The organism is Mesorhizobium kowhaii (assembly GCF_003253745.1).
Classification (GTDB): domain Bacteria; phylum Pseudomonadota; class Alphaproteobacteria; order Rhizobiales; family Rhizobiaceae; genus Mesorhizobium; species Mesorhizobium kowhaii.
Map to the genome: position 1 here is coordinate 40,505 of NZ_MZXV01000040.1, position 26,203 is coordinate 66,707.

The 26,203-nt window shown below is 62.5% G+C and carries 29 protein-coding genes and 1 tRNA gene; 18 read left to right on the plus strand and 12 right to left on the minus strand.

Annotated features, from left to right (window positions below; all coding sequences use genetic code 11):
• The first annotated feature begins 10 nt into the window (after positions 1–10).
• The 3 genes from argC to B5V02_RS19195 all read left to right on the plus strand — a co-directional run bounded on the left by argC (position 11) and on the right by B5V02_RS19195 (position 2,178).
• Positions 11–937 carry an N-acetyl-gamma-glutamyl-phosphate reductase gene (gene argC, locus B5V02_RS19185; protein ID WP_111545703.1) on the plus strand — a complete coding sequence of 309 codons (927 nt, stop codon included), beginning with the start codon at positions 11–13 and terminating at the stop codon, positions 935–937.
• Complete coding sequence (locus tag B5V02_RS19190; protein WP_111545704.1) at positions 937–1,776, plus strand: aminoglycoside phosphotransferase family protein; 840 nt, start codon at positions 937–939, stop codon at positions 1,774–1,776. Before argC ends, B5V02_RS19190 begins: the two co-directional genes overlap by 1 nt.
• A gap of 78 nt (positions 1,777–1,854) precedes the next feature.
• The gene (locus tag B5V02_RS19195) at positions 1,855–2,178 is read left to right on the plus strand and encodes a hypothetical protein (RefSeq protein WP_167458564.1); all 324 of its coding nucleotides are present in this window, start codon (positions 1,855–1,857) and stop codon (positions 2,176–2,178) included.
• A 19-nt stretch (positions 2,179–2,197) separates the two neighbouring features.
• Here the strand turns inward: B5V02_RS19195 and B5V02_RS19200 are convergent, their stop codons facing one another.
• On the minus strand, positions 2,198–3,289 hold the full coding sequence (locus tag B5V02_RS19200) for a COX15/CtaA family protein (RefSeq protein ID WP_111545903.1): 1,092 nt from the start codon (positions 3,287–3,289) through the stop codon (positions 2,198–2,200).
• Positions 3,290–3,482: 193 nt separating this feature from the next.
• On the opposite strand from B5V02_RS19200, the gene B5V02_RS19205 reads away from it, so the two are divergent.
• Complete coding sequence (locus tag B5V02_RS19205; RefSeq protein ID WP_111545705.1) at positions 3,483–3,698, plus strand: DUF2842 domain-containing protein; 216 nt, start codon at positions 3,483–3,485, stop codon at positions 3,696–3,698.
• A 22-nt stretch (positions 3,699–3,720) separates the two neighbouring features.
• Here B5V02_RS19205 and B5V02_RS19210 read toward each other — a convergent pair whose 3' ends face one another.
• Positions 3,721–4,779: a polysaccharide deacetylase family protein gene (locus tag B5V02_RS19210; protein ID WP_111545706.1), complete on the minus strand. Its 1,059-nt coding sequence runs from the start codon at positions 4,777–4,779 to the stop codon at positions 3,721–3,723.
• A gap of 91 nt (positions 4,780–4,870) precedes the next feature.
• Here B5V02_RS19210 and B5V02_RS19215 point away from each other — a divergent pair, with 91 nt between their 5' ends.
• Positions 4,871–6,100, plus strand: coding sequence for a GNAT family N-acetyltransferase (locus tag B5V02_RS19215; RefSeq protein WP_111545707.1), 1,230 nt, complete (start codon positions 4,871–4,873; stop codon positions 6,098–6,100).
• 104 nt (positions 6,101–6,204) lie between these two features.
• On the opposite strand, the gene B5V02_RS19220 is transcribed toward B5V02_RS19215, so the two are convergent.
• A complete protein-coding gene (locus B5V02_RS19220) occupies positions 6,205–6,918 on the minus strand; it encodes a GntR family transcriptional regulator (protein ID WP_111545708.1) in 714 nt (237 codons plus the stop codon).
• Between the two features lie 263 nt (positions 6,919–7,181).
• On the opposite strand from B5V02_RS19220, the gene B5V02_RS19225 reads away from it, so the two are divergent.
• The 6 genes from B5V02_RS19225 (at position 7,182) to B5V02_RS19255 (ending at position 13,177) form a co-directional block, all read left to right on the plus strand.
• The gene (locus B5V02_RS19225) at positions 7,182–8,270 is read left to right on the plus strand and encodes an ABC transporter ATP-binding protein (protein WP_111545709.1); all 1,089 of its coding nucleotides are present in this window, start codon (positions 7,182–7,184) and stop codon (positions 8,268–8,270) included.
• A gap of 34 nt (positions 8,271–8,304) precedes the next feature.
• Complete coding sequence (locus tag B5V02_RS19230) at positions 8,305–9,594, plus strand: ABC transporter substrate-binding protein (protein WP_111545710.1); 1,290 nt, start codon at positions 8,305–8,307, stop codon at positions 9,592–9,594.
• 260 nt (positions 9,595–9,854) lie between these two features.
• Positions 9,855–10,766 carry an ABC transporter permease gene (locus B5V02_RS19240; protein ID WP_111545711.1) on the plus strand — a complete coding sequence of 304 codons (912 nt, stop codon included), beginning with the start codon at positions 9,855–9,857 and terminating at the stop codon, positions 10,764–10,766.
• Between the two features lies 1 nt (position 10,767).
• Positions 10,768–11,586, plus strand: coding sequence for an ABC transporter permease (locus B5V02_RS19245; RefSeq protein WP_111545712.1), 819 nt, complete (start codon positions 10,768–10,770; stop codon positions 11,584–11,586).
• A gap of 2 nt (positions 11,587–11,588) precedes the next feature.
• On the plus strand, positions 11,589–12,335 hold the full coding sequence (locus B5V02_RS19250; protein ID WP_167458566.1) for an aspartate/glutamate racemase family protein: 747 nt from the start codon (positions 11,589–11,591) through the stop codon (positions 12,333–12,335).
• 5 nt (positions 12,336–12,340) lie between these two features.
• Entirely contained in the window at positions 12,341–13,177 is an 837-nt protein-coding gene (locus B5V02_RS19255) for a GNAT family N-acetyltransferase (protein WP_111545714.1), read from the plus strand.
• Positions 13,178–13,222: 45 nt separating this feature from the next.
• Here the strand turns inward: B5V02_RS19255 and B5V02_RS19260 are convergent, their stop codons facing one another.
• Positions 13,223–15,532, minus strand: a complete 2,310-nt coding sequence (locus B5V02_RS19260) for a GumC family protein (RefSeq protein WP_111545715.1) — start codon at positions 15,530–15,532, stop codon at positions 13,223–13,225.
• A gap of 258 nt (positions 15,533–15,790) precedes the next feature.
• Between B5V02_RS19260 and B5V02_RS19265 the strand changes: the two genes are divergently transcribed.
• The 4 genes from B5V02_RS19265 to B5V02_RS19280 all read left to right on the plus strand — a co-directional run bounded on the left by B5V02_RS19265 (position 15,791) and on the right by B5V02_RS19280 (position 20,396).
• Positions 15,791–16,354 carry a polysaccharide biosynthesis/export family protein gene (locus B5V02_RS19265; RefSeq protein ID WP_013532220.1) on the plus strand — a complete coding sequence of 188 codons (564 nt, stop codon included), beginning with the start codon at positions 15,791–15,793 and terminating at the stop codon, positions 16,352–16,354.
• A gap of 11 nt (positions 16,355–16,365) precedes the next feature.
• On the plus strand, positions 16,366–17,496 hold the full coding sequence (locus tag B5V02_RS19270) for a glycosyltransferase family 4 protein (protein ID WP_111545716.1): 1,131 nt from the start codon (positions 16,366–16,368) through the stop codon (positions 17,494–17,496).
• A 96-nt stretch (positions 17,497–17,592) separates the two neighbouring features.
• Positions 17,593–19,128 (plus strand): undecaprenyl-phosphate glucose phosphotransferase, encoded by a 1,536-nt coding sequence (locus B5V02_RS19275; RefSeq protein WP_111545717.1) that lies wholly within the window; start codon positions 17,593–17,595, stop codon positions 19,126–19,128.
• Positions 19,125–20,396 (plus strand): O-antigen ligase family protein, encoded by a 1,272-nt coding sequence (locus B5V02_RS19280; RefSeq protein WP_111545718.1) that lies wholly within the window; start codon positions 19,125–19,127, stop codon positions 20,394–20,396. Before B5V02_RS19275 ends, B5V02_RS19280 begins: the two co-directional genes overlap by 4 nt.
• A gap of 44 nt (positions 20,397–20,440) precedes the next feature.
• On the opposite strand, the gene B5V02_RS19285 is transcribed toward B5V02_RS19280, so the two are convergent.
• Together B5V02_RS19285 and B5V02_RS19290 are read right to left on the minus strand one after the other, a co-directional pair.
• Positions 20,441–20,743, minus strand: coding sequence for a hypothetical protein (locus B5V02_RS19285; protein WP_146606095.1), 303 nt, complete (start codon positions 20,741–20,743; stop codon positions 20,441–20,443).
• Between the two features lie 79 nt (positions 20,744–20,822).
• Positions 20,823–21,002, minus strand: a complete 180-nt coding sequence (locus B5V02_RS19290) for a hypothetical protein (RefSeq protein ID WP_111545720.1) — start codon at positions 21,000–21,002, stop codon at positions 20,823–20,825.
• 188 nt (positions 21,003–21,190) lie between these two features.
• On the opposite strand from B5V02_RS19290, the gene B5V02_RS41690 reads away from it, so the two are divergent.
• On the plus strand, positions 21,191–21,619 hold the full coding sequence (locus B5V02_RS41690) for a hypothetical protein (protein ID WP_245446023.1): 429 nt from the start codon (positions 21,191–21,193) through the stop codon (positions 21,617–21,619).
• 77 nt (positions 21,620–21,696) lie between these two features.
• Here the strand turns inward: B5V02_RS41690 and B5V02_RS19300 are convergent, their stop codons facing one another.
• The 5 genes from B5V02_RS19300 to B5V02_RS19320 all read right to left on the minus strand — a co-directional run bounded on the left by B5V02_RS19300 (position 21,697) and on the right by B5V02_RS19320 (position 24,417).
• Positions 21,697–22,158 carry a phasin gene (locus B5V02_RS19300; protein ID WP_111545721.1) on the minus strand — a complete coding sequence of 154 codons (462 nt, stop codon included), beginning with the start codon at positions 22,156–22,158 and terminating at the stop codon, positions 21,697–21,699.
• A gap of 341 nt (positions 22,159–22,499) precedes the next feature.
• Positions 22,500–22,946 (minus strand): c-type cytochrome, encoded by a 447-nt coding sequence (locus tag B5V02_RS19305; protein WP_111545722.1) that lies wholly within the window; start codon positions 22,944–22,946, stop codon positions 22,500–22,502.
• Between the two features lie 376 nt (positions 22,947–23,322).
• A tRNA-Pro gene (locus B5V02_RS19310) sits at positions 23,323–23,399 on the minus strand.
• A gap of 96 nt (positions 23,400–23,495) precedes the next feature.
• A complete protein-coding gene (locus B5V02_RS19315; RefSeq protein WP_111545723.1) occupies positions 23,496–23,957 on the minus strand; it encodes a YbaK/EbsC family protein in 462 nt (153 codons plus the stop codon).
• 175 nt (positions 23,958–24,132) lie between these two features.
• Positions 24,133–24,417, minus strand: coding sequence for a helix-turn-helix domain-containing protein (locus B5V02_RS19320; RefSeq protein ID WP_111545905.1), 285 nt, complete (start codon positions 24,415–24,417; stop codon positions 24,133–24,135).
• Positions 24,418–24,700: 283 nt separating this feature from the next.
• Here B5V02_RS19320 and B5V02_RS19325 point away from each other — a divergent pair, with 283 nt between their 5' ends.
• Positions 24,701–25,315 (plus strand): hypothetical protein, encoded by a 615-nt coding sequence (locus B5V02_RS19325; RefSeq protein ID WP_111545724.1) that lies wholly within the window; start codon positions 24,701–24,703, stop codon positions 25,313–25,315.
• A gap of 188 nt (positions 25,316–25,503) precedes the next feature.
• The gene (locus B5V02_RS40130; RefSeq protein ID WP_146606096.1) at positions 25,504–25,701 is read left to right on the plus strand and encodes a hypothetical protein; all 198 of its coding nucleotides are present in this window, start codon (positions 25,504–25,506) and stop codon (positions 25,699–25,701) included.
• Positions 25,702–25,877: 176 nt separating this feature from the next.
• On the opposite strand, the gene B5V02_RS19330 is transcribed toward B5V02_RS40130, so the two are convergent.
• Positions 25,878–26,180 carry a hypothetical protein gene (locus tag B5V02_RS19330; RefSeq protein ID WP_111545725.1) on the minus strand — a complete coding sequence of 101 codons (303 nt, stop codon included), beginning with the start codon at positions 26,178–26,180 and terminating at the stop codon, positions 25,878–25,880.
• Between the last annotated feature and the right edge of the window lie 23 nt (positions 26,181–26,203).

Consider the following 26,203-nt stretch of genomic DNA (forward strand, 5'->3'; position numbering starts at 1 on the left):
TGATCAGGCAATGAAACCGAAAATCTTCATCGACGGCGAGCACGGCACCACTGGTCTGCAGATCCGGGCGCTGCTTGCCGAGCGCGGCGATCTGGAGATCATCTCCGTTCCCGCCGAGCGCCGCAAGGAAACGGCCGCGCGCGCCGAGTTCCTCAATGCCGCCGATGTCGCGATCCTGTGCCTGCCCGATGACGCGGCGAAGGAAAGTGTCTCGCTGATCGCCAACGACACCACCAAGGTCATCGATGCGTCGACCGCGCATCGCGTCGCCGAAGGCTGGGCGTATGGCTTCGCCGAGATGGACAAGGCGCAGGCAAAGACAATCGCCTCGGCCAAACGCGTCGCCAACCCCGGCTGCTGGCCGCAGGGACCGATCGCGACACTGCGGCCGCTGGTCACCGCCGGCCTGCTGCCGGCGGATTTCCCGATCACCGTCAACGGCATTTCCGGCTATTCGGGCGGCGGACGGCCGATGATCGAGGACTATGTCGCCAAGGGCGAGGATGCCTCGGAGTTCCTGCCCTATGGCCTGACCTTGCAGCACAAGCATGTGCCGGAACTCAGGGCCTATGCCAGGCTGTCGCATGATCCGATCATGCAGCCGGCGGTCGGCAATTTCGCACAAGGTATGATCACGGTGGTGCCGCTGCAGCTTGGCGGTCTCGACCATGTGCCGACGGGTGCGGAGCTTCACGCGGCGATTGCCGACCATTTCGCCGCCATCGAGGGCGGTGTGGTCGAAGTGGCGCCCTATGCGCATCTGGAGCGCATGCCGGACATCGATCCGGAGATCTACAACGGCACCAACCGGATGAAGGTCTACGTCTTCGCCAACGACAAACGGGCGCAGGCGCTGCTGCTGGCGGTCTATGACAATCTCGGCAAGGGCGCCTCGGGTGCCGCCGTGCAGAACATGGACCTGATGCTCGGCCTCTGATGGACGCGCCTGTCTTTCCGACGCGCTGGAGGGTCAGCGCGCCCGAACTCATCGCCGAGACCTTTTCGAGCCGCATCTGGAAGGTGCGACGCGAGGATGGTTCGCCGGCAATCGTCAAGGCGCTCAAGCCTTTCGATGACGTCGCCGACGAATTGCGCGGCGAGCATTATCTCGCCTGGCGGCGCGGCGAAGGCGCGGTCCGCCTGCTTGGCCGTGACGGCCACAGCATGCTGCTCGAATATGCCGGTGAAACCCTGCTGCAACAGGTTCTCGGCGAACAGGGCGACAACGCCGCGACCGCAATCGCGGCGGATGTGATGGCAAAACTGTTTTCGCCTTGGAAAGACCCCTTCCCGCCGGAGCTTCAGCCGCTCAGCGAGCGGTTTTCAAGCCTGTTCAGGAAAGCCGCGACCGACCGCGACGCCGGCCATGACAGTCTCTATGTCGAGGCCGCCGTCATCGCCGATCGGTTGCTGGCCGATCCACACGATATCAGGCCCCTGCATGGCGACCTGCACCACGACAACATCCTGCATGGGCCGCGCGGCTGGCTGGCGATCGATCCGAAGGGCGTTCTCGGCGATCCCGGCTTCGACGCAGCGAACATGTTCTACAACCCGCTCGACCGGGACGAGCTTTGCCTCGATCCTGAGCGCATCGCGCATATGGCCGAAGTCTTTGCCAGAACGCTCAGCCAGACCCCGCGCGCCATTCTTGATCACGCCATCGCCTATGGCTGCCTGTCGGCGTCCTGGCATCACGAGGACGACAATCCGGTCGAGGAGAACCGCGAGTTGTCGATCGCGGCGGCGATCCGGGCGGTGCGGCCAATTTTCTGATCTCGGAGGACGGCGCCGGTTACGGCTTGTTCACCGTGATGGGCTACTCACGTGGCGTGGCTCCATCAGGGATTTGTCATGGTCAGCGCAATTTCGGGTTCCTCTCAGGCAACCCAGTATTCCTCTTCCAGCTCATCGAGCAATGCAGCCCAGGAGGCCGCGCTCGAAAAGCAGATCCAGGACTTGGAAGACCAGGCCAAGACGATCAAGGATCAGGTCCAGGCCGCCCAGGTGCAGCAGGATATCGCTGTCGCCCAGGCCAAGCTTGACGCACTCAGGGCCGCCGACGCCGACAAGGCTGCCAAGGCCGCTCAGAGCCAATCAACGCCATCCGCCGCCGCTTTGCGCCAGGCGGAGTTCGACGGCGAGAAGACGACATCGTCAAACGAATTCTGGATGTAACCGGCAGATCGGCTCGGGATCAGCTCCTGAGCGCGATTTCGTGCGGCAAGGGATAGGCACCCTTGGTGCCGCGCCAATGCGCGGCGGCAAAGCCCAGCACGATGAGCGCAAACCCTTGATGGGTCAGCGCCATGTGCAGCGGCACATGCATCAGCAGCGTGCCGATGCCGATCGAGGCCTGCACCAGCACCAGCACAAACAGCAGTGTCGCGCGGCGGGCATGCGTTGTTTCAGGCAGCCGCCGACGCGTGGCGATCATGTGCCACAAGGCGACAACGAACACCGTATAGGCGCCGAGCCGATGGACGAATTGCACCGTTTTCGGGCTTTCGAAGAAATTGCGCCACGCCGGCTCGAGGATCAGCAAATCACCAGGGATCAACTTGCCGTCCATCAGCGGCCAGGTGTTGTAGCTCAGGCCGGCGTCGAGCCCGGCGACCAGCCCGCCGAGATAGATCTGGATCAACGCCAACAGCACGATGAAGCCGGCCAGCCTCTGCGTCGACCGATCGGCGGCAGGTTCGGAATGCGGCGCCAGCCCACGCGCCACGACCATGGTCGCGGTAAAGATCAGCGCTGCCAGCGTCAGGTGGGTCGCCAGCCGGTACTGGCTGACCGAGACCCGGTCGACCAGTCCCGAGGCCACCATCCACCAGCCGATGGCGCCTTGCAGGCCGCCAAGCAAAAGGATGCCCGCGAGTTTTGGCCCGAGGCCTCGTTCGATGCGGCGCGTCGCCCAGAAAAACAGCAGCGGCAAGCCAAACACCATGCCGACGCTGCGCGCCAGGATGCGGTGCACCCATTCCCACCAGAAGATCGACTTGAACGCCTCGATGCTCATGCCCTTGTTGAGCTCGGCATATTGCGGGATCTGCTGATAGAGTTGGAATTCCTCTTGCCACTCGGCGTCGTTGAGCGGCGGTATCACGCCGTGGATCGGCTTCCACTCCGTGATCGACAGGCCGGCACCGGTAAGCCTGGTGGCGCCACCGACCAGCACCAGCGCAAACAGCACCAGCACCACCACATAGAGCCAGCCGCGCAGCAGCGCCCGGTTGTGCAGGTCGCGGTCGCGGGCCGCGAAAGGCGCGGCAGCTGATATGGCAGCCATGATCTTGTCCCGGCAGGTTGGTTTCGCGGATTGGTGGACCATCGCACCCGTGCTGGCAAGACCAGGCGGCGCGGCACGCCGTCGCGCCGCGTCTCACCGGTTGCACAGGATCGCGTCAAGGCCTATGCGAAGCCAACACTGAGCTCGCCGGGACCTCCGAGTTTCCCGGCAGTCCTGGACCAGGAGGCCAACCATGCCCGTGCGCCTGAAAAAGCTGATCGGAACGTTTCTGCTGGTGGCGCTGGTCATCATCTATGCGCTGGTCGCATCGATCGTCGCGGTCGCCCAGTTGTCGGAGTCGGGCCCGTGGGTGCATTTCCTGTTCTTCCTGCTCAGCGGCCTGCTCTGGGTGCTGCCGGCGATGGGCATCATCAAATGGCTGATGCTGGAGCCGCGGGCGAAGCGCTAAACTGGAACCCGGCCGGCTGTCGTCAGATGGTGACGACCATCTTGCCGGCGTTGGCGAGCGGCGTCGTCACGCCCGACAGCATGGTGCGGATGTGGGCGAGGCTCTGATAACGGCCGTTGACTGAAATGCGCGGCAAGGCATGCAGGAACCCGGCATGTTCGGCGCGCAGCACGCCGTGGCGCGTGGTCACGGCGGAGGTGTAGCCGGCGTCTCGGGCAAAGCCCACTTCGCGGCAGCCTACCGCGCTGGCATAGCCATAAGGGTAGGCGAAATGGCTGGGCTTTTCGCCGAGTTCAGCCTGCAACATGCCATGCACGGCGCCGATCTCGTGCCGCGCATCGGTTTCGGAGAGCCGCTTCAGATTGCTGTGGTTGATCGTGTGGGCGCCAATCGTCACCAGCGGATGCGCGGCGATGCTGCGGATTTCGTCCCAGTTCATCAGTGTCCGCAGCCGCGGGCCGTCGGTGTCAACGCCATTTGAGCGAGCCAGGTCACGCAGCACGGCCTGCAGGTCCTCCTCGCGGACTTCGGAGGTGAGATAGGCGTGCAGGCGTATATTGGCCTGTAATTTCTTCGCAGGGGTCGAGCAATCGATCGTCAGGGGACCATTCGGTCGCGTCAGAGTGAGGCTGTCGCGCACGGCGACGATGTCCTCGACCACATCCCACCACAAATCGGCGGTGCCGTTGATCAACCCGGGCGCGACATAGATGGTCATCGGCGCGCCGTGCTTCTCCAGCACCGGCAGCGCCTCTGTCATGTTGTCGCGATAGGCGTCATCGGCGGTGATGGTGGCGAACTCGCCACCCTTGCCGCCTGCCTTGATGCGCTCGACCGCTTCGTCCATGGAGACGAAGGCATAGCCGCTCGCCTTCATGTCGGCGATCACGGCATCGAGGAAGCCAGGCGCGATGTTCAGATGCCGGTTGACGCTGTCAGGCTTTTCGGGCGTCGCGGTCACGCGGTGCAGCATCAGTATGGCGCCAATGCCGCCGATGAACGGCTTGGCCAACGGTGCAAGACCGGTATAACGGGCGACGTTCAGCGCCAGTTTCCGGATTGCCTCGCCCCCGTCGATCATTCATTCACCTTTTGCGCCTAGGCTGATCCAAGCACGGAATGCGCCTACGCGAACCCCCAAATTGCGATCAATACGCCCTAAGGATTGAGGTATGGTTGACGCAACAGCGTCATTTGACGGCAATCGGCTCGCTGCGACCGAGGCGTCGCAGCGCGCCTTGCCAGGGGATCAGGCCGGCCTGTCAATTTCGGTGACGTCGACGGAAGGGCTCGCGGCCTATGCCGGGTTCTGCCGCTCGGCCCTGTTTGCGCCGGCGCAGAGTGCCGGCTGGATCCTCAACTGGGCCGAGCAGGTCGGGCCGAACCTGCTCGTTGCGACGCTGAGCGCCGAAGGCAGGCCGGTTTTTGCGCTGGCCCTGGAGGTCACCGCGAAAGGTCCGTTCCGCGTCGCCCGCTTCATGGGCGACCGCCACGCCAACGGCAACTTCGTCGCCGCCGATCCGCAATGGCTGGCCATTGCGGATATCCCGGCCATCCGATCTATGTTGGCGGCCATCGCCAAGGCACGCCCGGACATCGATCTCATCGATCTCGAGCGGTTGCTGCCCGATCTCGACGGTGTCGCCAATCCACTCGCCCTGCTTGACCATTTTGCCAGCCCAAACCTGTCGCTGGCCGTTGATCTCGGCGGTGGCTTCGATGCGCTGCTGTTGCGCGCCAGCGGCAAGCGCAAGCGCAAGAAGCACCGCTCGCAGATGCGCAAGTTCGAGGCCGCCGGCAGTCATCGCCGCATCGAGGCCCCTACCCCGGACGAGGTGGACAGGCTGCTCGATGCCTTTTTCGAGATGAAGGAACTCCGTTTTCGCAAGATGGGCATCGCCAACGTCTTCGGCGACGAGCAGGTGCGCGGCTTCTTCCGCGCGCTGTTCACGGACGCACTTGCCGAGGACAAGCCCTCCTTCGTGCTGCACGGGCTCGAAGTGGCCGGCAAGCTCCGCGCCGTCACCGGATCAAGCCGCTCGGGCAAGCGCCTGATCTGCGAGTTCGGCGCGATCGCCGAGGATGATCTCGGCCACACCAGTCCCGGCGACTTCCTGTTCTTCGACAACATCCAGGAGGCCTGCGAGACCGGTTTTTCTGTCTACGACTTCTCCGTCGGCGACGAGCCTTACAAGCGGCAATGGTGCGATATCGAAACCCAGCATTTCGAGGTGCTGATCCCCTTGACCCTGAAGGGTCGTGTGCTGGCGCTGACGCTTCGGCAAGGCGCAGGGCTCAAGGCCTTCATCAAGAACAGCCCGACGATCTGGAAGCTGACCAAGATGCTGCGCCGCAAGGCTGTCGGACAGGCAGCGCCTACGACCGGCGAGGATGAGAGCTAAAGCGCGTCGCGTCGAAACGGATTCATGCGACGCGCTTTAGCCTTTGTTTCTATGCATGTCGTTGTCTCAAAACCGGGGCCACTTTTGAGCGACATGCATTAGCTTCAGAAGTTGAGGGCTTCCCGGAGCGCCGGGCCGGCTCTGACACGCAGATCGAGATCGGCCTCGATATGGTCGATGTGGTGCAGCATCAGCCGGCTCGCCAGCCCGCAATCGCCGTTCTCCAGTGCACCGACAATTTCCGTGTGCTCGCTATGGCCGCAGGCTGATACGCCAGAACGCCCGTAAAGGGCGATGACCAGCGACGAGCGCGCCACCAGCTCCTCCATGAAACGCTGCAGGATGGCATTGCCGGCCACCGAGGCGAGCAGCAGGTGGAAATCGCCCGACGCTTTGATTTCGGCACGCCGCGCATTGGGACCGCGCTCGGCGATGAAGCGACCTTCCTCGTCGAGCTGCGCCCGAAAAGCGGCGATGTCAGCAGCGGTGACGCGCCCGCATGCGGCAATGGCGATGCCCGGCTCGATCAGCCGGCGCGAGGCGAACACCTGGCGCGCTTCCTCGGGCGAAGGGTTGGCGACGAAGGCGCCGCGGTTGCGCTCGGTGCGCACCAGGCCTTCGAAGGACAGCATCTGCAGCGCTGCCCGCGCCACGGTGCGGGAAACGTCGAACAGCGTGCCGACCTCGCCTTCCGACAGCTTGGTGCCGGGCGCCAGTCGGCGGTCGACGATGGCGTCGCGCAGCTGGTCGCGGATCGCCTGGGCGCGGTCCTGCGTGGCACTGTCTGTGGCGGAATAGATCTGGTCGGCAATGTTCATGGCGGAAATCTTCCTGTCTCCTTCTAACGCGACTCGTCATCCGCACACGAGAGGCAAAGTGAACACGAAGCCAAAAAAGATTGCATACGATTTTTGTGCATATCGCTGACAATCGCCCATAATTTGTGCAACGCACAAACCAGCCCGCTCAGTGGGCAGCAGGCAAAAATCCCGATTTTCCCGACAATTCAATCGCTTGGACGTCCGCGCGGCGATTGGCACGCATGATGCATTGGTTAGTGCGACCAAACGGGGAAGCCTGAATGTCCAAAGCCGCCGAAATCGACATTGTGTCCGTTTCGAAAGTCTATGGAACGACGACCGCCGTCGAGGATATCAGCCTGAAGATTCCGGCCGGTACCTATTGCTGCCTGCTCGGCCCCTCCGGCTGCGGCAAGACTTCGACGCTGCGCATGATCGCCGGCCATGAGAGCATTTCGTCGGGCGATGTCCGTCTCGGCAACACCGTCGTCACCGACCTGCCGCCGGCCAGGCGCGGCACGGCGATGATGTTCCAGTCCTATGCGCTGTTCCCGCATCTCGACCTCATCGACAATGTCGCCTTCAGCCTCAAGATGAAGGGCGTCGACAAGGAACAGCGCCGCGCCAAGGCGCTGGATATGCTCAAGCTGATGCAGATGGAGGCTTACGCCACACGCCGCCCCGCGCAGCTTTCCGGCGGCCAGCAGCAGCGCGTGGCGTTGGCGCGGGCACTCATCACCGACCCGGAGGCGCTGCTGCTCGACGAGCCGCTGTCGGCGCTCGATCCGTTCCTGAAGATCCGCATGCGCGCCGAGCTGAAGAAGCTGCAGACCTCGCTCGGCATTACCTTCGTCCACGTCACCCATAGTCAGGAGGAGGCGATGGCGCTCGCCGACCTGATCGTGGTGATGAATGACGGCCGCATCGAGCAGGCGGCGCCTCCGCGCGACGTGTTCGAGCGACCGGCCACCGCCTTCGTGGCGCGCTTCATGGGCGACCACAACGTCATCTCGGGCCGCGTCACCGGCAGCAGAGACGGCATGGTTGTATTCGACATCACCGGCGGCGGCTCGCTCGCTGCCAGCGGCCAGTTGCAGGAGGCAGGAGCACCGATCGACATCGCCATCCGCACCGACCATGTGCGCATCGGCGCCGCACCCTCGCCCGGCCTCGGCTTCACCGGCCTCGTCTCCAACATCGAATATCGCGGCGCCACGGTGAAGCTCTCCGTTACCGGCGCCGGCATCGACGATTTCACCGTCATCGTCGACGATTCCGACTTCTTCGCCAAACCCGTCGCCATCGGCGACGCCGTACCGCTCGCGTGGGATTCCGAGGACGCCATCGTCCTCGGCCGCCTTCATTCATGACGTCAACGAAGCAAAACAAGACAGGGGAATAAGCATGACAAACACCAAGCAAACCAAGACTGGCATTTCGCGCCGCTCGCTGCTCAAGACGGGTGCGGCCGCCGTCGGCCTTGCCGCCGGCTCGGGCGTCATCACCGGTTTCCCGACCACCTGGGCGCAGTCCAACATCACGCTGCGCCAGTTCGGCACCGGCGTGTCGAACCTCAATGCCATCGCCGACAAGTGCAAGGCCGACCTCGGCATCACGCTGGAGATGACAGCGACCGATTCCGACGCCGCCGCCCAGCGCGCCGTGACCCAGCCCGACAGCTATGACATCGCCGACATCGAATACTGGATCTGCAAGAAGGTGTTCCCGAGCGGCGTGCTGCAGCCGATGGATGTCAGCAAGCTGAAATATTACGACGAGCTGGTGCCGCTGTTCAAAACCGGCAAGCTCACCCCCGACAGCGTCATTGCCCAGGGCACCGCGCCGCACACGGTCGGCTATGTCGAGGCGCAGGACTCAAAGACCTTCGCCAAGGCGCCGACCAACTGGTTCACCATGGTGCCGACCATCTACAACGCCGACACGCTGGGCATCAGGCCCGACCTCGTCGGCCGCGACATCACCACGTGGGCCGACATCATGGACCCGGCCTTCAAGGGCAAGACCGCGATCCTCAACATCCCATCCATCGGCATCATGGATGCGGCGATGATCATGGAAGCGATGGGCAACATCAAATATGCCGACAAGGGCAACATGACCAAGGAGGAGATCGACAAGACCATCGACTTCCTGATCAAGGCCAAGCAAGGCGGCCAGTTCCGCGCCTTCTGGAAGTCCTTCGACGAGAGCGTCAACCTGATGGCGTCGGGCGAAGTCGTCATCCAGTCGATGTGGTCGCCGGCCGTGGCCGCCGTGCGCTCCAAGGGCATTGCCTGCCGCTTCCAGCCGCTCAAGGAAGGCTACCGCTCATGGGGCGGCGGCCTCGGCCTTGCCGCACACCTCAAGGGCGCCGAACTGGACGCGGCCTATGAATACATCAACTGGTACACGTCAGGCTGGGTCGGTGGCTATCTCAACCGCCAGGGCTACTACTCGGCCAACATGGTCTCGGCCAAGAAGTTCATGTCCGAGGACGAGTGGGGCTACTGGATCGAGGGCAAGCCGGCCAAGGGCGAGATCAAGGCACCCGACGGCACCGTCATGGAAAAGGCTGGCGCCGTGCGCGATGGCGGCTCCTTCGAGGAGCGCATGGGCAAGGTCGCCTGCTGGAACTCGGTGATGGACGAGGACCGCTACATGGTGAAGCGCTGGAACGAGTTCATCGCGGCGTAGGGGTAAAGGCAGCCCGTCAACTGGACATGCCTCATTCCTTCGCGTCCCCCTCTGTCCTGCCGGACATCTCCCCCCTCAAGGGGGGAGATTGGATGTCGCTTTGGTTTTCGCCAATCTCCAACTTTGTGGAAAGAGGCAATGGGGCTGAAACTGCCGATCTCCCCCCTTGAGGGGGAGATGTCCGGCAGGACAGAGGGGCGCGCGAAGTATCTCAGCCTGACAAATCGCTCTCTCGCCACATCACTCCGAAGGTATTCCAGATGACTGTGGCTCTCAAACGCCCCGCAATCGCCGCCGCCAAGCCGGCCAGGCGCCGCCGGCTCTCGCTCAGCGCCATCACGCCCTACCTCCAATCGGCGCCGCTGGCCATCATCCTCGGTGCGTTCCTGCTTCTGCCCATCATCATGATCGTCGTCGTCTCCTTCTGGGACTACGACTTCGCGGCCATGTATCCGGATTTGCTGACCACCAACTATTCCGACGTGCTGGGCTCCTGGGTGACCTGGAAGACCTATCTCAACACCATCAAGTTCGCAGCCATCGTCTGGGCGCTGACCTTGTTCATCGGCTTCTGGGTCGCCTATTTCCTTGCCTTCCACATCCGCACCACCGCCATGCAGATGGTGCTGTTCCTGGTCTGCACCGTGCCGTTCCTGACCTCCAACATCATCCGCATGATTTCGTGGATCCCCGTGCTCGGCCGCAACGGCCTGATCAACTCAACGCTGGTGCAGTTGGGCCTGGTGCCGAAGCCCATCGAATGGCTGCTCTATTCCGAATTCGCCGTGGTGCTGGCCATGGTCCATCTCTACACGCTGTTCATGGTGACGCCGATCTTCAACACGCTGATGCGCATTGACAAGTCGCTGGTCGAGGCCGCGCGCGATGCCGGCGCGTCCGGCTGGCAGGTGCTGTGGAACGTCATCATTCCGCTGGCCAAGCCCGGCATGGCGATCGGCACCATCTTCGTCGTCACCTTGGTGATGGCCGACTTCTCCACAGTCCAGGTGATGTCGGGGGGACAGAGCGCGTCGGTGGCGCTGATGATGAAGAACCAGATGTCGCTGCTGCAATATCCGGCCGCCGCCGCCAACGCCGTGGTGCTTCTGGTGCTGGTGCTTTTGATGGTCGCCGGCATCCTGCGCATCGTCGATATCCGCAAGGAGCTTTGACGTGAGCCACGAAAAACGCACCCTCGAATTCTACGTGCTGGCGGCCTTCTTCACGCTGTTCGTGCTGTTCCTCTACGGACCGCTGTCGGCGATCCTGATCCTGTCCTTCCAGGGCGAAACCGGCGGCCTCACCTTCCCGCTCAACGGAGTTTCGCTGCACTGGTTCGCCAACCTGTTCGAACGCCAGTCGGTCGGCGATTTCGGCGGCAGCTTCAAGCGCTCGCTGGTGCTCGGCCTCATGGTGATGGTCGTCACCGTCGCGGTGTCGCTGCTCGCCGGTCTTGCCTTCCGCCAGAAGTTTCGCGGTGCCACCGCGCTGTTCTACCTGGCGGTCGCCAGCCTGGTCGTGCCCTCGATCATCATTTCACTGGGCATCGGCGTCGTCTTCCAGCAGATCGGCTTTCGCCCGGCCTGGTACACTTCGGCTTTCGGCGCGCATCTGACCTGGACGCTGCCCTTCGGCGTGCTCATCATGTTCGCCGTCTTCAACCGTTTCTCGCCCGCCTATGAGGAAGCCGCGCGCGATCTTGGCGCCTCGTCCTGGCAGACCTTCGCCCATGTCGTGCTGCCGATGATCGCGCCGAGCCTGATCGGCGTCGGCCTGTTCGGCTTCACCTTGTCCTACGATGAGTTCGCCCGCACGCTGATGACCTCAGGCACCTTCAACACGCTGCCGCTCGAGATCTACGGCATGACCACCAACGTCACGACGCCCGTTCTCTACGCGCTGGGCACGGTGACCACGGTGTTCTCCTTCCTGGTGATCCTGGCGACTCTGGGCGCCATCCTCTATGTCGGCCGCCGCCGGGCGCGAGCCTGAACATGCAGATCCTTGTGGTGAATCCCAACACAACGGCGAGCATGACCGAGACCATCGGTGCGGCGGCGCGCGCAGTTGCCGGCGCCTGGACGAAAGTCGTTGCCGTCACCTCGTCCATGGGACCGGCCTCGATCGAAGGCTATTATGACGAGGCGCTCGCCGTGCCCGGCCTGCTGATGGAGATCGCCGCCGGTGAGCGTGCCGGCGCGCAGGCGGCGATCATCGCCTGTTTCGACGATACAGGCCTGGATGCCGCGCGCGCCATGGCCAACATCCCCATCATCGGCATTTGCGAGGCGGCCCTCAGCATGGCGTCCTTCATCGCCCAGCGCTTCACCGTCGTGACCACCACCGAACGCTCCCTCGTGCCGGTGGAGGGGCTGGTGCAGCGCTACGGCATGGCGGGACGGGCGCGTGTGCGGGCGGCAGACATTCCAGTGCTTGCACTTGAAGATCCGGCATCGGGCGCGATCGGGAAGCTGCGCGACGAAATCGCCCGGGCCGTCGAGGAGGACAGGGCCGAAGCCATCGTGCTTGGCTGCGCCGGCATGGCGGATCTTGCCCACCGGCTGCAGGCCGAATTCGGCCTGCCTGTCATCGACGGTGTCGGCGCGGCGCTGAAGCAGGCCGAGGCGCTGATAGCGCTCGGCCTTTCGACATCGAAGCGCGGCGCCTATGCGAGCCCGCTGGCCAAGCCCTACCGTGGCATGCTGAAATCCTTCTCCCCCGGAGCCGTCGCCGCGGAGTGAGCACAATGAAGCCGACCATCCGCACGCTGTCGCTGCATGAATTGGAGGTTCTCATCGACTGGGCGGCGGCGGAAGGCTGGAACCCTGGTCTTGAAGACGCGGCGATGTTCCAGGCTGCGGATCCCTCGGGCTTTATCGGCGCCTTTGTCGGCAACGAAATGGTCGCGGCAATCTCGGCAGTGGCCTATGGACGCAAATTCGGTTTCATCGGCCTCTACATCTGCCGGCCGGACAAGCGCGGCAAAGGCTATGGCAAGGCGGTGTGGAACGCCGGCATGGACAGGCTTGCAGGGAGGACCATCGGCCTCGACGGCGTCGCCGAGCAGCAGGCCAACTACAGGCGCAAGGGCTTCGAACCCGCCTACGAAACCATCCGCTATAGCGGCCGTGCGGCAGGCCCGGCGGTCAGGGCCGACGGGTTGCGCACGGTGACGACTCAGCTCGTCCCCGACATCATCGCTTATGACGCATCTTGTTTTCCGGCACCCCGGCGAGCCTTCCTGCAGCGATGGCTGCAGGCGCCGCATCACGGGCTGGCGGCGATTAGTTCGCGCGGCACCACCGGCTATGGTGTGGCTCGGCCGTGCCGATCAGGCTTCAAGATCGGCCCGCTGTTTGCCGACAGCATCCACACCGCGCTGCAGCTGCTGCACGGACTGGCGGGTGCCTGCGAGGGCGGCGACCTGCACATCGACGTTCACGCCGAGAACGCCGGTTTCATTGAAACGCTCGAGGCGGCCGGCTTTGCGCCGACCTTCAAGACCACCCGCATGTACAAGGGCCCGGCCCCGGAGCTCGGCCTGCAGCGGTTGTTCGGCGTGACGACCCTGGAATTGGGGTAGATCAGGCGGACCCTGAGAGGCTTCCGCCGTGGGTTTGCGGCTCTTTCAGGCCGCCGAGCGCCGTCCCGGCACCGGATTGCCGGGCGGTTCGTGGCCGAGCGGCGTCACCAGCGTCAGGTCGGGATAGCCGCTTTCGATGAGCTTGACCGCGGCCTGCGTCACTTCATCATCCGGCTCCAGCATGGACAGGAACACCTCGGTGGCATCGCCGGCCAGACGGCTGATGCCTTGCGCGTCGGCCGGTCCGCATTCGACCACGACCAGATCATAGGCTGTGGTCAGCGACTGCATGATGATCGGCAGCCGGTCGGCGGCGCGCATGGCGCGGACCGGATCGGCGGTGCCAACGGGAATGACATGGCAGTCCGAATAGAGATCGGCATGGATGACGTCGCTGAACTGCGCTTCCGAAGCGAGCAGGTTGGTGATGCCGGGGAAAAGGCCGCTGTCCAGCATCGGCCGCGAGGCGGCTCCCGAAGCGGTAAGGTCCAGCAACAGGACGCGCAGGCCGGCGTCGGCGACCTCGCGTGCCACCAGGACCGCCGATGCGGCTGCCTCGTCGCCCTCCGGCGAGACGAATATGGCGCGCGCCGCACCACTGGCGATCAGCTTTTCGGCGGCCTTCTCAACGTCGATCTCACCCAGGGTGGAACGCGCCGGTTCGGCATCGACAGCCGTCTGCTCTGCTGTCGCCGCATCGGGCATCGCGACCCTGTCAGGCGCTTCGGCCGTATACGTATAAGGCGCAACGGTCTCGGGCATTGCAGTGGCATAGGGCATCGCGGATGTGTAGGGCTCAGCCCTCGCGTCAGCCGGACGTCCTCCCATCTCCGGGCGAAGGATCGGGTCCTGGAGGACGGCGTGCTCCTGGCGGACAGCCGGCATCGCGATCCTATCAGGCGCCTGAGCTACATGGGGCATAGCGACCTCATCGATCCGCTCGAAGCGGGAACCGGTCGCCGGCCGCATGGCACGGCCAGAAAACAGCTCCCGCAGAAGCGTCGCGATCGCCATGATAAGCAGCGACGCGACGAAGGCGGCACCGACGATCGGCAGGACCTTCGGGAAATAGGGCTCGGACGGCACCTGCGCCAGAGAAACCACCCGGGCATCGACGGGCAGATAGTTGCGGTCCTTGCGCGACGCCGCGCTGAGGTAGTTGGCCTGGTACGATTCGAGCTGCTGGCGCTTGGCGGCCGCATCACGCTGCAAGGCATCAAGTTCGACCTGCTGTTCGCCGGCGCGGGCCGATGCGGCCTTCAGTGTGTTGACGTCGGCGACGAGCTGGTTCTCACGAGCCTGCGCGGTCTGCGCCTGGGTCATCAGACCCTTCATGAGCTTTTGCGCCTCGTTGCGGATCTGGCCGTCGAGGTCGACAAGCTGAGACTTCAACGCCCGGATGCGCGGATGATTGTCGAGCAAGGTGGTGGAAAGATCGGCGATGTTGGCCCTGAGCTCGACCTGCCGCTCGCGCAGGCGCTGGATCAGATCGGAAGACAAGACCTCAGGCACGGCATCGAGCGAACCGCCGCCCTGCAACGCCTGGCGCACGCTGTCGGCGGTCGCTTCCGCCGAGGCGCGGTTGGCGCGCACACGCATCAGCTCGCTCGACAGTTCGGAAAGCTGCTGCGTGGCAAGCACCGAATTGTTGCCGCCCATCAGAAGGTCGGATTGCGCACGGTAGCTGGCGACCTTCGCCTCGGCAGCTTTGACCTGCTGCTGCAGGTCGGCGATCTCCCGCGCCAAGAAATCAGCGGCGGCATTGTTCGATTCGAGCTTGGCAGCCCCTTGCCCCGAGATATAGGCGGCTGCAATGGCGTCTGGTACGGCGGCCGCGAGCTTGGGATCTTCCGATGAGAACTCAATGGCGATGATGCGGGTCTTCTCGACACTGTAGACGTTGAGCTTCTCATGCATTTTCTTGAGAACGCGCTCTTCCGTCGGAATTTCCATCGGATCGCTCTTCAAGCCGACGAGGACCAGAGCGCGGATCAACGGCGACATGTGGAGTGCATCGTCGAACTCGGGCAGTTTCTCCAGATTGAGCTTTTGCGCGACCTGCTTGAGGATTTCGTTGGAGGAAATTATCTGGACCTGGGTGGCAACGCCTTGTTCATCGAGAATCGGCTTGTCGGCGTCGTTGTTGCTGGCCGGCCGCGTATAAACGGATTCACGCGGAGCGATCTCTACCTGCGTCTGAGCCTTATAGTGGCGCGTGGCAAACGAGGCGAGCGCGAAAGCCGCTCCGGTCACCACCAGTGCGACAACGAGGATGCGCAGCCAGTTCCTCGCCAGGCTGGCGAAGAGCTGCCTGAGATCGACGTCGACATCTGCGGCCGCGGACTGAACGGACATGCATCCCTACTCCGATACTGGGTCAGGACACACCGTAAACAACTATGGTAACTCAGCCGTTAAGATCGCAGTAAGCTTGCATTAGGGTTTACTGGCGAGCGACAAACAAAACCGCCAAAAAATCGTAAAACTCTTGCCGATGCGCGCTGCACCGGCCGCTCCCTTTACCGGCCATTAACCCTAACAGGATGATAACGGACCTCGATCCTAGAGTTTGCTGCGACGCTGCAGCGACCAGTCGAAGGTACCTGTCCGGCCATGAAAAGCACTGCTTCCCTCTTTCGCGCGCTGCTTGCCGTATCGATGCTCGCCGGCTGTTCCAGCTACCGGCCGACACCGGCAGCCTTCCACGAGGTGCTCGACCAGCCCTATCGTCTTGGCGCCGGCGACCGCGTCCGCGTCACCGTGTTCGAGCAGGACGGGCTGACCAACACCTACAGCGTCGACCAATCCGGCTACCTCTCCTTCCCGCTTGTCGGCGCCATACCGGCGCGTGGTCACACCGCGCAGCAGATGGAAAAGGAAATCGCCGACAAATTGCGGCAAGGCTATCTGCGCGATCCCGACGTTTCGGTCGAGATCGATCGCTACCGGCCGATCTTCGTCATGGGCGAAGTGGGTGCCGCCGGCCAATACTCTTACGTCCCCGGCCTTACGGTGCAGAAGGCAATCGCCATTGCCGGCGGTTTCACACCGCGCGCCAACCAGGAAAGCGTCGACATCACCCGCGACATCAACGGCAAGGTGATGACCGGCCGCGTGGTCACGTCCGACCCGCTGCTGCCTGGCGATACCGTCTACGTCCGCGAACGCCTGTTCTGACGAACCAACACGTGGCGGACAAGCTCAGGATCGTCCATTGCTTTCGCTCACCCGTCGGAGGAATTTTCCGCCATGTGCGCGACCTGACCGAGGCGCAGGTCACCGCGGGACATTCCGTTGGCATCGTCTGCGATTCGACGACGGGCGGCGAGTTCGAGGAACTTCTGTTCGAGCAGATGAAAGATATGCTGGCGCTCGGCATCCATCGCACGCCGATGCAGCGCCATGTCGGGCCGGGCGACCTCGCGTCGGCCTGGCGCACCTACAGGATCATCAAGGAATTGCGGCCGGACGTGTTGCACGGGCACGGCGCCAAGGGTGGCGCCTATGCCCGTCTGTTCGGCTCATTGTTGCGGGTATCAAGGTCTCGCGTAGCCCGCCTTTATTCGCCGCATGGCGGCTCTCTCCACTATGACGAGAACACGACCACCGGAAAGCTGTTCTTCGCGCTCGAGCGCTTCATGGCGCGCTTCACCGACTACCTGCTGTTTGTCTCCGACTACGAAAGGCGAACCTATCGCCGCAAGGTCGGGGAGCCGCCGATCCCCAACACCCTGGTCTATAACGGATTGCGCGCCGCCGAATTCGAGCCGGTGATTGCCGCTCCCGACGCAGCCGATCTGCTTTATATCGGCATGATGCGCGACCTCAAGGGGCCCGACATCTTCATCGATGCGCTGGCCAACGCCGGCCCCCAGCTCGGCCGCGCGCTGACCGCGGTGATGGTCGGTGACGGCGACGACCTGCCCCGCTACCACGCCCGGGTGAAGCGACTCGGACTTGAGAGACACGTCCGCTTCCTGCCGCCGATGCCGGCCAGGGAAGCCTTCGCGCTGGCGGAGCTCGTCATCGTTCCCTCGCGCGCCGAAGCCATGCCCTATATCGTCCTCGAAACGCTTGCCGCGGGAATGCCGATGATCGCCACGTCCGTCGGCGGCATACCGGAGATTTTCGGCACCGGCTCCCCTGCCCTGATCCGGCCCGACCCGGTCGAGCTTGCCGACAGGATGCGCCAGGCGCTGGCCGACCCCGCCACCTATCGCAAGCTGATGCCCGATGGTGCCAGCCTCAAGGCGCGCTTCGGCGCCGACGTGATGGCCGCCGACATCGAGAAGGCCTACTTCGCCGCGCTCGATAAATAGGGCCGCGGCCCCAAGCCGTTTCAAAGCCACCCGTTGTTTCAAGGGTTTCTTAGCTCTCTTTTGCTATTCACCGTAGGGAAGCTTGCGGAAAGCCCCATGAACGAGATCGATCCCGCGCGCCGCTTTTCAGCAGAGGCGGTGCGGAAATTCGACGGCCCGGCCGATGGCAACACGCCCGGCGGCATGAACGATGTCGCCCGCCAGGTCGCTTCGCAGTACAGGCGCGATACCATGTCGCCGATCATGGTCAGTGGCGTGCTGCGCATGGTCGAGTTCGGCTTGCTGTTGCTGTCCGGGCTCGGCGTCTATTTCCATTATGTCGGGTTCTTCAACTATCTCGCCTGGCAATATCCGCTGTCGATCGCGGCGTCGTCGTTCCTTGCCGTGGTGCTGCTCGACGTCACCGACTGTTACCAGATCGTGGCCCTGATGCGGCCCATTGCCAATTTCGGCCGCGTGCTGCTGGTCTGGGCCGGCACTTTCGCCCTCATGGCGCTGACGGCGTTCGTCATGAAGATGTCGGAAGACTATTCGCGCCTCTTGTTCGGCACCTGGTTCGTCATCGGTTTCGTTCTCCTCTTCGGCCTCAGGCTGGTGATGTCGAAGCTGATCCGGCGCTGGGCGCGCGATGGCCGCATGGAGCGGCGCGCCGTCATCGTCGGCGGCGGCAAGGCGGCCGAAATCCTGATCCGCTCGGTCGAAAAGCAGCCCTACAACGACATCCGCATCTGCGGCATCTTCGACGATCGCGGCGACAGGCGCTCGCCACCCATCGTCGCCGGCTATCCCAAACTCGGCACCATTTCGGAATTGATCGAGTTCGCCCGCATCGCCCGCATCGACATGCTGATCGTATCGCTGCCGCTGACCGCCGAATCGCGCGTGCTGCAGCTGTTGAAGAAGCTGTGGGTGCTGCCGGTCGACATCCGGCTGTCGGCGCATTCCAATGCGCTGCAATTTCGCCCCCGCGCCTATTCCTACATCGGCTCGGTGCCGATGCTCGATATCTTCGACAAGCCGATCAACGACTGGGATTCAGTCGCCAAGCGCGCCTTCGATATCGTCTTCAGCCTGATCGGCATCGTCGTGTTCTCGCCGGTGATGCTGGCGACCGCCATCGCCATCAAGCTCGACAGCAAGGGGCCGGTGCTGTTTCACCAGAAGCGGCACGGTTTCAACAACGAAATCATCGAGGTCTACAAGTTCCGCTCGATGTATACGGACAAGGCCGATCCAACCGCCAAGCAGACGGTGACCAAGAACGACCCGCGCGTCACCCGCGTCGGCCGCTTCATCCGCAAGACCTCGATCGACGAGCTGCCGCAGTTCTTCAACTCGCTGCTGGGTTCGCTGTCGCTGGTCGGCCCGCGCCCGCACGCCATCGCCGCGCAGTCGCACAACCTTCTCTACAACGAAGTGGTCGACGGCTATTTCGCACGCCACAAGGTCAAGCCCGGCGTCACCGGCTGGGCGCAGATCAATGGCTGGCGCGGCGAGATGGACACCAACGAGAAGATCCGCATGCGGACGGAGTATGACCTCTACTACATCGAGAACTGGTCGCTGCTGTTCGACTTGCGGATCCTGTTCCTGACACCGGTCCGGCTGCTCAACACGGAAAACGCCTATTGAGCGCGATTTCCCAGGAGCTGCCGCAGGCCGCGGTCAATGCCAAGCTGATCGCGCTGATTTCCTCGGCCGCGGTCTTCGTCGGCATATTCCTGTCGGGCTTCGTCATCAGCGAACCGGCGCCTTATGAGCTCTACATGGCCGGGCTGATCGCCATCTGGGCTCTCTTTGGCCTCAGGGTGTCGCGCGCGGCAATGCCGCTCCTGGTGCTGCTGGTGACGATGAACATCGGTGGCATGATGGCGATGACGCAGATGGCGGACCTCGCCAACACGCCGCTCTATCTCTCCGTCTCGCTGTTTCTCGCCTTCACCGCCGTGTTCTTCGCCTCGGTGACCGCGGTGCAACCCAGCCTCTACCGGCTGATCTTCTTCGCCTATGTCGTGTCGGCGGTGATAACCTCGCTGCTCGGCATAGCCGGCTATTTCCACGCCTTTCCGGGCGCCGAGATGTTCACCAAATACGACCGTGCCGCCGGCGCCTTCCAGGACCCGAATGTGTTCGGCCCGTTCCTGGTGCTGCCCGGCATCTATTTGCTCTATTTGCTTTTGACCGGACCGGTCTCACGCATGCCACTGCTGGCGGTGCCGTTGCTGATCATCACGGCCGGCATCTTCTTTTCCTTCTCGCGCGGCGCCTGGGGCATGTTCGCCGTCTCGGCTGTCCTGCTCACCGGCTGCCTGTTCCTGCAGAGCAACAGCGGCAAGTTCCGGCTGCGTGTTGTCGTCATGAGCATCGCCGCCGTTGCGCTGCTGGTCATCGCGATGATGGTCATCCTGCAGCTTCCCGGCGTGTCGGAAATGTTTTCCAGCCGCGCCCAGCTGGAACAGAGCTATGACACGGCCCGCCTCGGCCGCTTCGCCCGCTACACGATCGGTTTCCAGATGGCGCTGGAGCATCCGTTCGGCATCGGCCCGTTGGTCTTCGGCACGATCTTCGGCGAAGACACCCACGACATCTGGCTGAAGACGCTGATGGACTATGGCTGGCTCGGCTTCGTGTCGTTCCTGACGCTCGTCGCCTGGACGATATCGGCCGGATTCCGCATCCTGCTGCGCGACCGGCCGTGGCAGCCCTATCTGTTGTGCGCCTATGTCGCCTTCATCGGCAATATCGGGCTCGGCACCTTCATCGACATCGATCACTGGCGCCATGTCTATCTGCTGCTCGGCCTGATCTGGGGCGCCATCGCGCTGGAGTATCGCCATCAGCGCTTGTTGCGGCCGGACCCGATTCGAGGCGATGGCCGCCGCGATTTGAAATTTGGCTGATCTGGCGGGGCCTTTGGCCAGGGCGGGCGCCGCGTTGGACTTTTTCAGTCGCTTATTGTGGACGTCTTGAATCCAGCGTCGGCGTTGGTGTCGATTTCAGTCAGATACTCGCGAATGATCCTCACGGTGTCATCCATGCCTTTGGCGAAGTCATGGATTTTTTGTGCGTCGTCGGCAGTTGCGCTCGCAGCAGAAGCCTTGATGCCGTCGGACATCACCGAGACACTTTTGATTATGCGGTCTCGGTCGGGGTGCCTGGCAATGAGCTGCGCCACAAGCGCTTGCAGCACTATGATTGATCCTGAAGATTGGGTAGGTACGTCGCCGGAAAGATGCTGAGTAGCCATTCTATGATCCTCCTCATTCACGACACGCATCAAGAGGCAGCCCTACAACGTCGACTGCAATAGCAGGAAGAACATCAAATCAGTTGGCGGGTTTGGGAGGCTCTCTGTCGTGGTCCAAAATAGAAGCGATCCCCCTTAATTTCATCATCGCCTCATCGATCAGTCGCCGGGATGGCTGTCCTTGTGCCGCGTCTCTAGCGCTCGCCAGATGACCTCTTACGATCTGCATTATCTCCTGGGCGGCTTCTTTCTTGTCCATACTACGCATTCCTGCGAGATGATGAAGGTAGTCTTGCCTGTTATCATGCCACGACCGCAGGCCGGTCGGCAACGGAACTATATGCCTGCCGCTTGGCTTCTCCCGCGGCGGGCACAATAGGAAGGATACGCATTCCGGGTTCCTTGGAGGGTTGAGCCGACTGGATTCGGAATCGCCGACGTGCGCGGATGGAGATTGAAAAGTCCCTTCGTTTCGACGCTGGCCGATGGTCTCTTGGCGACGTTGATGAAGTGAGGCGATCAGCCGAACGACGGAAAATCATTGACGCGCTATCGGACGCCACCGCTGTCATGAGTCCCGCCGAAATAGCAGCCGCAACCGGCCTCAAAGTCGACAGCGTCAACGATAGCGACCAACTTCAAACTGGAACTTCGCCGCTAAGTGCTCGTTCCTCGAGAGTGGAGAACGCAGAGATGGCCAAAAAAAAGAAAACGACCGATACGAGCCGGGTTAAGAAGGGTGCAGAACTTGAAGTTGAGCACCTGACCGAAGTGACAGACGTGACGCCCAAACAGGCGCGGACGCTGCTTCGCAAGCACGGCGCGGACTGGCAAAAGCTGAAGGACGAAGCCGAAGATATGAAGGAAGAGGACTGACAAGTGCATAGGTAGTCACGGCTCTCCATTAGGAGAGCCGTGACGCCCCGCCCCGCTCTATCCGCCCCAAGAAAAAGCTAGGCGACTTTAAGTTCCTTGACCGCCTTCTCGAAGACGGACTTGATCGGCTTGGATACGTCCTCGACGGCTTTGGTCGTGACGGCCTGAAGTTCCCTGGCCTGCTCGACGGCACTTTCAACCTGCTTGCGGACGAAGGCGGTCTGCAGTTCAACGAATTCGGAAGGCGACTTCACGGCAATTAGGGCTTCGAAATGCGAGAAGGCGGCTTCAGTATTGGCGCGCAGAACGGCAATTGTCTTCAGCGACAGGTTGCTGGAAGCGGCTTTGGCGGATGCGAAGCTCGTCTCGAGAGCCTTCTGGGTCATCTCCGAATCCGCCTTGAATTTGGCGAGAACTTCTTTCGACTGCTCGACGCCCTTTTCTGTGAAAGCACTGACCTGCTCAATGGCCTTGGATGCATCAAAAGCGGGGTACGCGTTGTCGATAAATTCAGCGGTCTTTTCAGTGGTCTTGGACATCGTTCCATCCTTCGGTGAGGGGGCGACTTTTAAGAAGCCTTCGCATTTGTATTAGCATTACCTAACGGAAGCTTGTGTGCAATGCAACATCTTTGTTGCGCTGCACCATGATATTAGACCACCCGTCCCGCACAGAGCGGAAACGGACTGCCCGGCCCCGCCGGTTCCTCAAAATGGGATGACCGCTCATGACCACGACCACCCGCAAGAAATGGTAGCCGCCGCAGATTCCATCCTGAAAGCAAACCCTGAGAAGCGAAACACAGTCCGCCAGCGCGGACAGCTTCTCCGGTGTAAGGATGGCGGCCGGCACAAACGGCGCGCTGGCGAGGCCATGCAGATCAGGGCAGCGGAACCGGCGAGTCAGCGAGCGTTCGCAGATAGGCGATCACGTTCAGCCGGTCGGCTTCATCGGGCACGCCGCGGAAGTCCATGTTCACGCCGGGCGTGGTCAGCGACGGACCAGCGAGGAAGATGTTGAGATCCTCGTAGGTCCAGGACCCGTCCCAGGCCAGCAGGGTCTTGGAGTAGCGGTCGAACTTCATTGAGGCCTTGTCGCGTCCGACGACGTTCCACAGGTTCGGCCCTATGGTGGAATTATCCTTTGGCCGTACGACATGGCAGGGGGCGCAGGTGGAGGCAAAGAACGTCGCGCCCTTTGCAGGGTCGCCGGCCGCCAGCTTGGCGGAAATCGGCTCCGGTTTCAGGATGACGACTCCATGGGCCTTGAGGTAGGCGGCGATGTCGGCATGGTCGTCGTGCTTGGCAAGGTGGTAGGGCGTGATGATGCTTGGCCGCTGGGCGGGCGCCTACAACCGTATTCCATCAAAGTCTAGCGACTGGAACAACGCACTAGAAAGCACCTGCGGTAACAGTTGATTCAACCATCGCTGGTATATTTCGGAGTGTCAGTAGCGGCTCCGACAGTGGGCGGGCGCTGAGTGCCGGAGCCGCCTGCGCAGTCCGGTTGGGGTTTGACCGCGCCGTCCTATTCTGGGACAGCGCGGTCAATGATTCGTTAAAATTTCCTTGGAACTAATTAAGCGCATGCTAACCCCGTTGAGGCGCTCGCTCGGCTTCGGTGGGCTTTTTCTTCGGTGGCTACAATGTGGCTAGAAATTTTATAGCCACCTCTGGGGGAAATGACTAAACTTTTGATCTTCTTGGTCGGAGTGGCCGGATTCGAACCGACGACCCCTTGACCCCCAGTCAAGTGCGCTACCGGGCTGCGCTACACTCCGGACCGGTCGCGATGTATCGTGATAACCCCGCTCGGGTCAACCGAAATTCGGCGACTATCGCGCCGATGCGATCGCGGGTGCCGGCGAACCCCTGACCTACCCCTGGCAGACATCGACCCATTCGGCGCCGGTGAGGTCGATCATGCGCTGCGGGCTAAGCCGCACGGCGGCGTTGGTGGCGCCGGCGGCAGGCACGACCTCGTCGAATTCGCGCAGCGACACGTCGCAGTAGACCGGCAGCGGCGCCGGCAGGCCAAACGGGCAGACACCGCCGACCGGGTGGCTGGTTGCTTCGACAACCTCCGCGGCGTCGAGCATGCGCGGCTTGCCGCCGAACTGGTCCTTGAACTTGCGGTTGTCCAGCCTGGCGATGCCGCTGGTCACCACCAGCATGGTGCGATCACCGACGCGCAGGCAGATCGTCTTGGCGATCTGCGCCGGCAGCACGCCATGCGCCTCGGCCGCCAGTGCCACCGTCGCCGAGCTCGCTTCGGTGACGATGACATCGATGTCGGGCGCGCGGGCGGCGAAGAAGGCACGAACGGATTCCAGGCTCATTTCGAAAACCCATAGTTCAGGACTTGATGGACGGCGGATCGGGTCGCCGCGGGTATAAACACGTGCGGCACACAAATCGGCAAGCCCCAGGCTGGGCAGGAAGGCTGCGGCACCAACAAGAACAAACCCGCCAAGGGGTGCCCTTGGCGGGTTGTCGGGCAGGCCTGATCTCGAACTATGCCAGGGATCGACCTTGCGCGGCCGGCGTGTGCACAGTCGAAGCGATCAAAGCATCCTGGGGAAGTCGAAGCGCGGACACAATACGACGCAGCTTCGACGGGTCGGTCACCTTGCCGCTCTCGATATCTTCAATCTCGTCGGTAGCCAGACCGCATGTCAGGGAAAGCTTTTCCACACTGTAGCCGCGGGTCTCCCGCATTGCTCTGAGGGTGCTGTAATCTGGCCCGATCTCATTGGCTACCGGTTCGGAGAGGGCTTCGCGTTTTGCAGTGTTGGGCATTGGCAACTCCGTAAGCTGAAAGAGTTTGATCAAATGACGAAGTTGCCTGAGACGATCGGGAAGATGCCCGCTCGCCAGCGATTTGCCAAGTACCAATCGGACCGTCACGCTATCGTGATTCAAGCGCCCTGCGCAGCAGGATCGCGCACACGTCGCGATCAAGTTGTTTTGACCGTCCAATCGCCCTTTTTTCGGCAGTTTCGCCGCGCCCGTTCGTTATCCCAGAGTTGCTGGCCTGAAAACCATCCGGTTCCAGCCAGCCCGTCCCGGAAGGATCTCTGCAATGAACTTGAAGACACTCATCGTCGTGCTCGGCACGATTTCCAGCCTTTCCGCTGTCGATGTCGGCGCCGCTCGAGCGGCGGACACGTTGCGCGTGCGCGGCACTGTGGCCAGTTTCGAGCCATCGCTGCTCACCGTGAAAACCCGCCAGGGCGATACTTCTGCGATCAAGCTCAGTGCCGGCTGGAAGATCTCAGGCGTCGCCAATGCATCCGTCAAGGATATCAAGCAAGGCGACTTCCTCGGCATCGCCTCCGTATCGAAAGCCGATGGCGGCAGCGGCGCGCTGGAGGTGGTGGTCTTTCCAGCCGCTTTGAAAGGCACTGGTGAGGGCGACCGCCCCTGGGACCTGCAGCCAAACAGCCGCATGACCAACGGCACCGTGGCCGACGTCACCGATATAAACGGTCGAGCCGTCACGCTGACCTATGACAATGGGCAGACGAAGAAGATTTCGATACCCGACACCACACCTGTCGTGACCTTCGCGCCTGCCACGCCGACCGACCTCAAGCCGGGCGCGACGGTCTTCGTTACCGCCCAGCGTGAGGCTGACGGCACGCTCAGTTCCGGCCGCGTCGTGGTCGGAAACAATGGCGTGGTTCCGCCGATGTAGGCGGAAGAGACGTTAAAGCAGGCTTTTCGGCCTTGGCGATGATGATGTGCAAGCCCGGTTTCCGTGGAAACAGTCCAGAAACAAAATTCTACAATCGGGAAATACCGAGGAAAAAATTCAGGAGCGTAATCCCGTTCGCGGCGATCGGGTCATCGACCCGATTCACCTGCTAAAAAAGGAAACGATCCATGAAGAAGTCCCTCCTCTCGGCCCTCGGGCTTGCAGTTGCACTTGCTTTCACGGTGCCGGTGATCGGCGCCACGAGCGCGGATGCGGCCGCGATGGCAACGCATCATCGTCACCACCATCATCATCCCTACCATCCCGTCCATCACCGCCATCACTACCATCATCATCACCACCACGTGACGATGAAGAAGGCCTAAGCATACCAGACTGCCAACGAGAAGACCGGCCTTGGCTTGTTGTTCAAGACTGGTCTTCTCGTGGTACTGCGATACGATTCGGCGCTTTCAAAATCATTGCGCTGGCCGCCCCGAAAGGAAAGCCGCCATTTTTCTTTTCTCGAATTCCCTGTCCGACGACCGGAGATTTTGCTCCCTCAGCGCCGGCTGAACAGCAGGCTGGCAACGAGACCGACCACCACAAGGCCGACCGCAGCGGCCGCCGCCGGATGGCCGCGCGCCGATTTCTCGATCACCCTGCCCTGTTTGCGGATGGCCGGCATCGCATCCCGCAGACGCCCTGCAAGATCGGAATAGGTGTCGAGCGCGGCATCGCGACCGTCTTCGTAGTAGGCACCGCTCCGCCGGAACACTGCCTTCTTCAGGCTGGCCAATTCCCTGGTGAGAGCCGCGACCTGCTTGTCGAGGTCAATGTCCGAGAGGGTCGAAAATGATGCCATGACGTGTTTCCTTGCATTGCAGA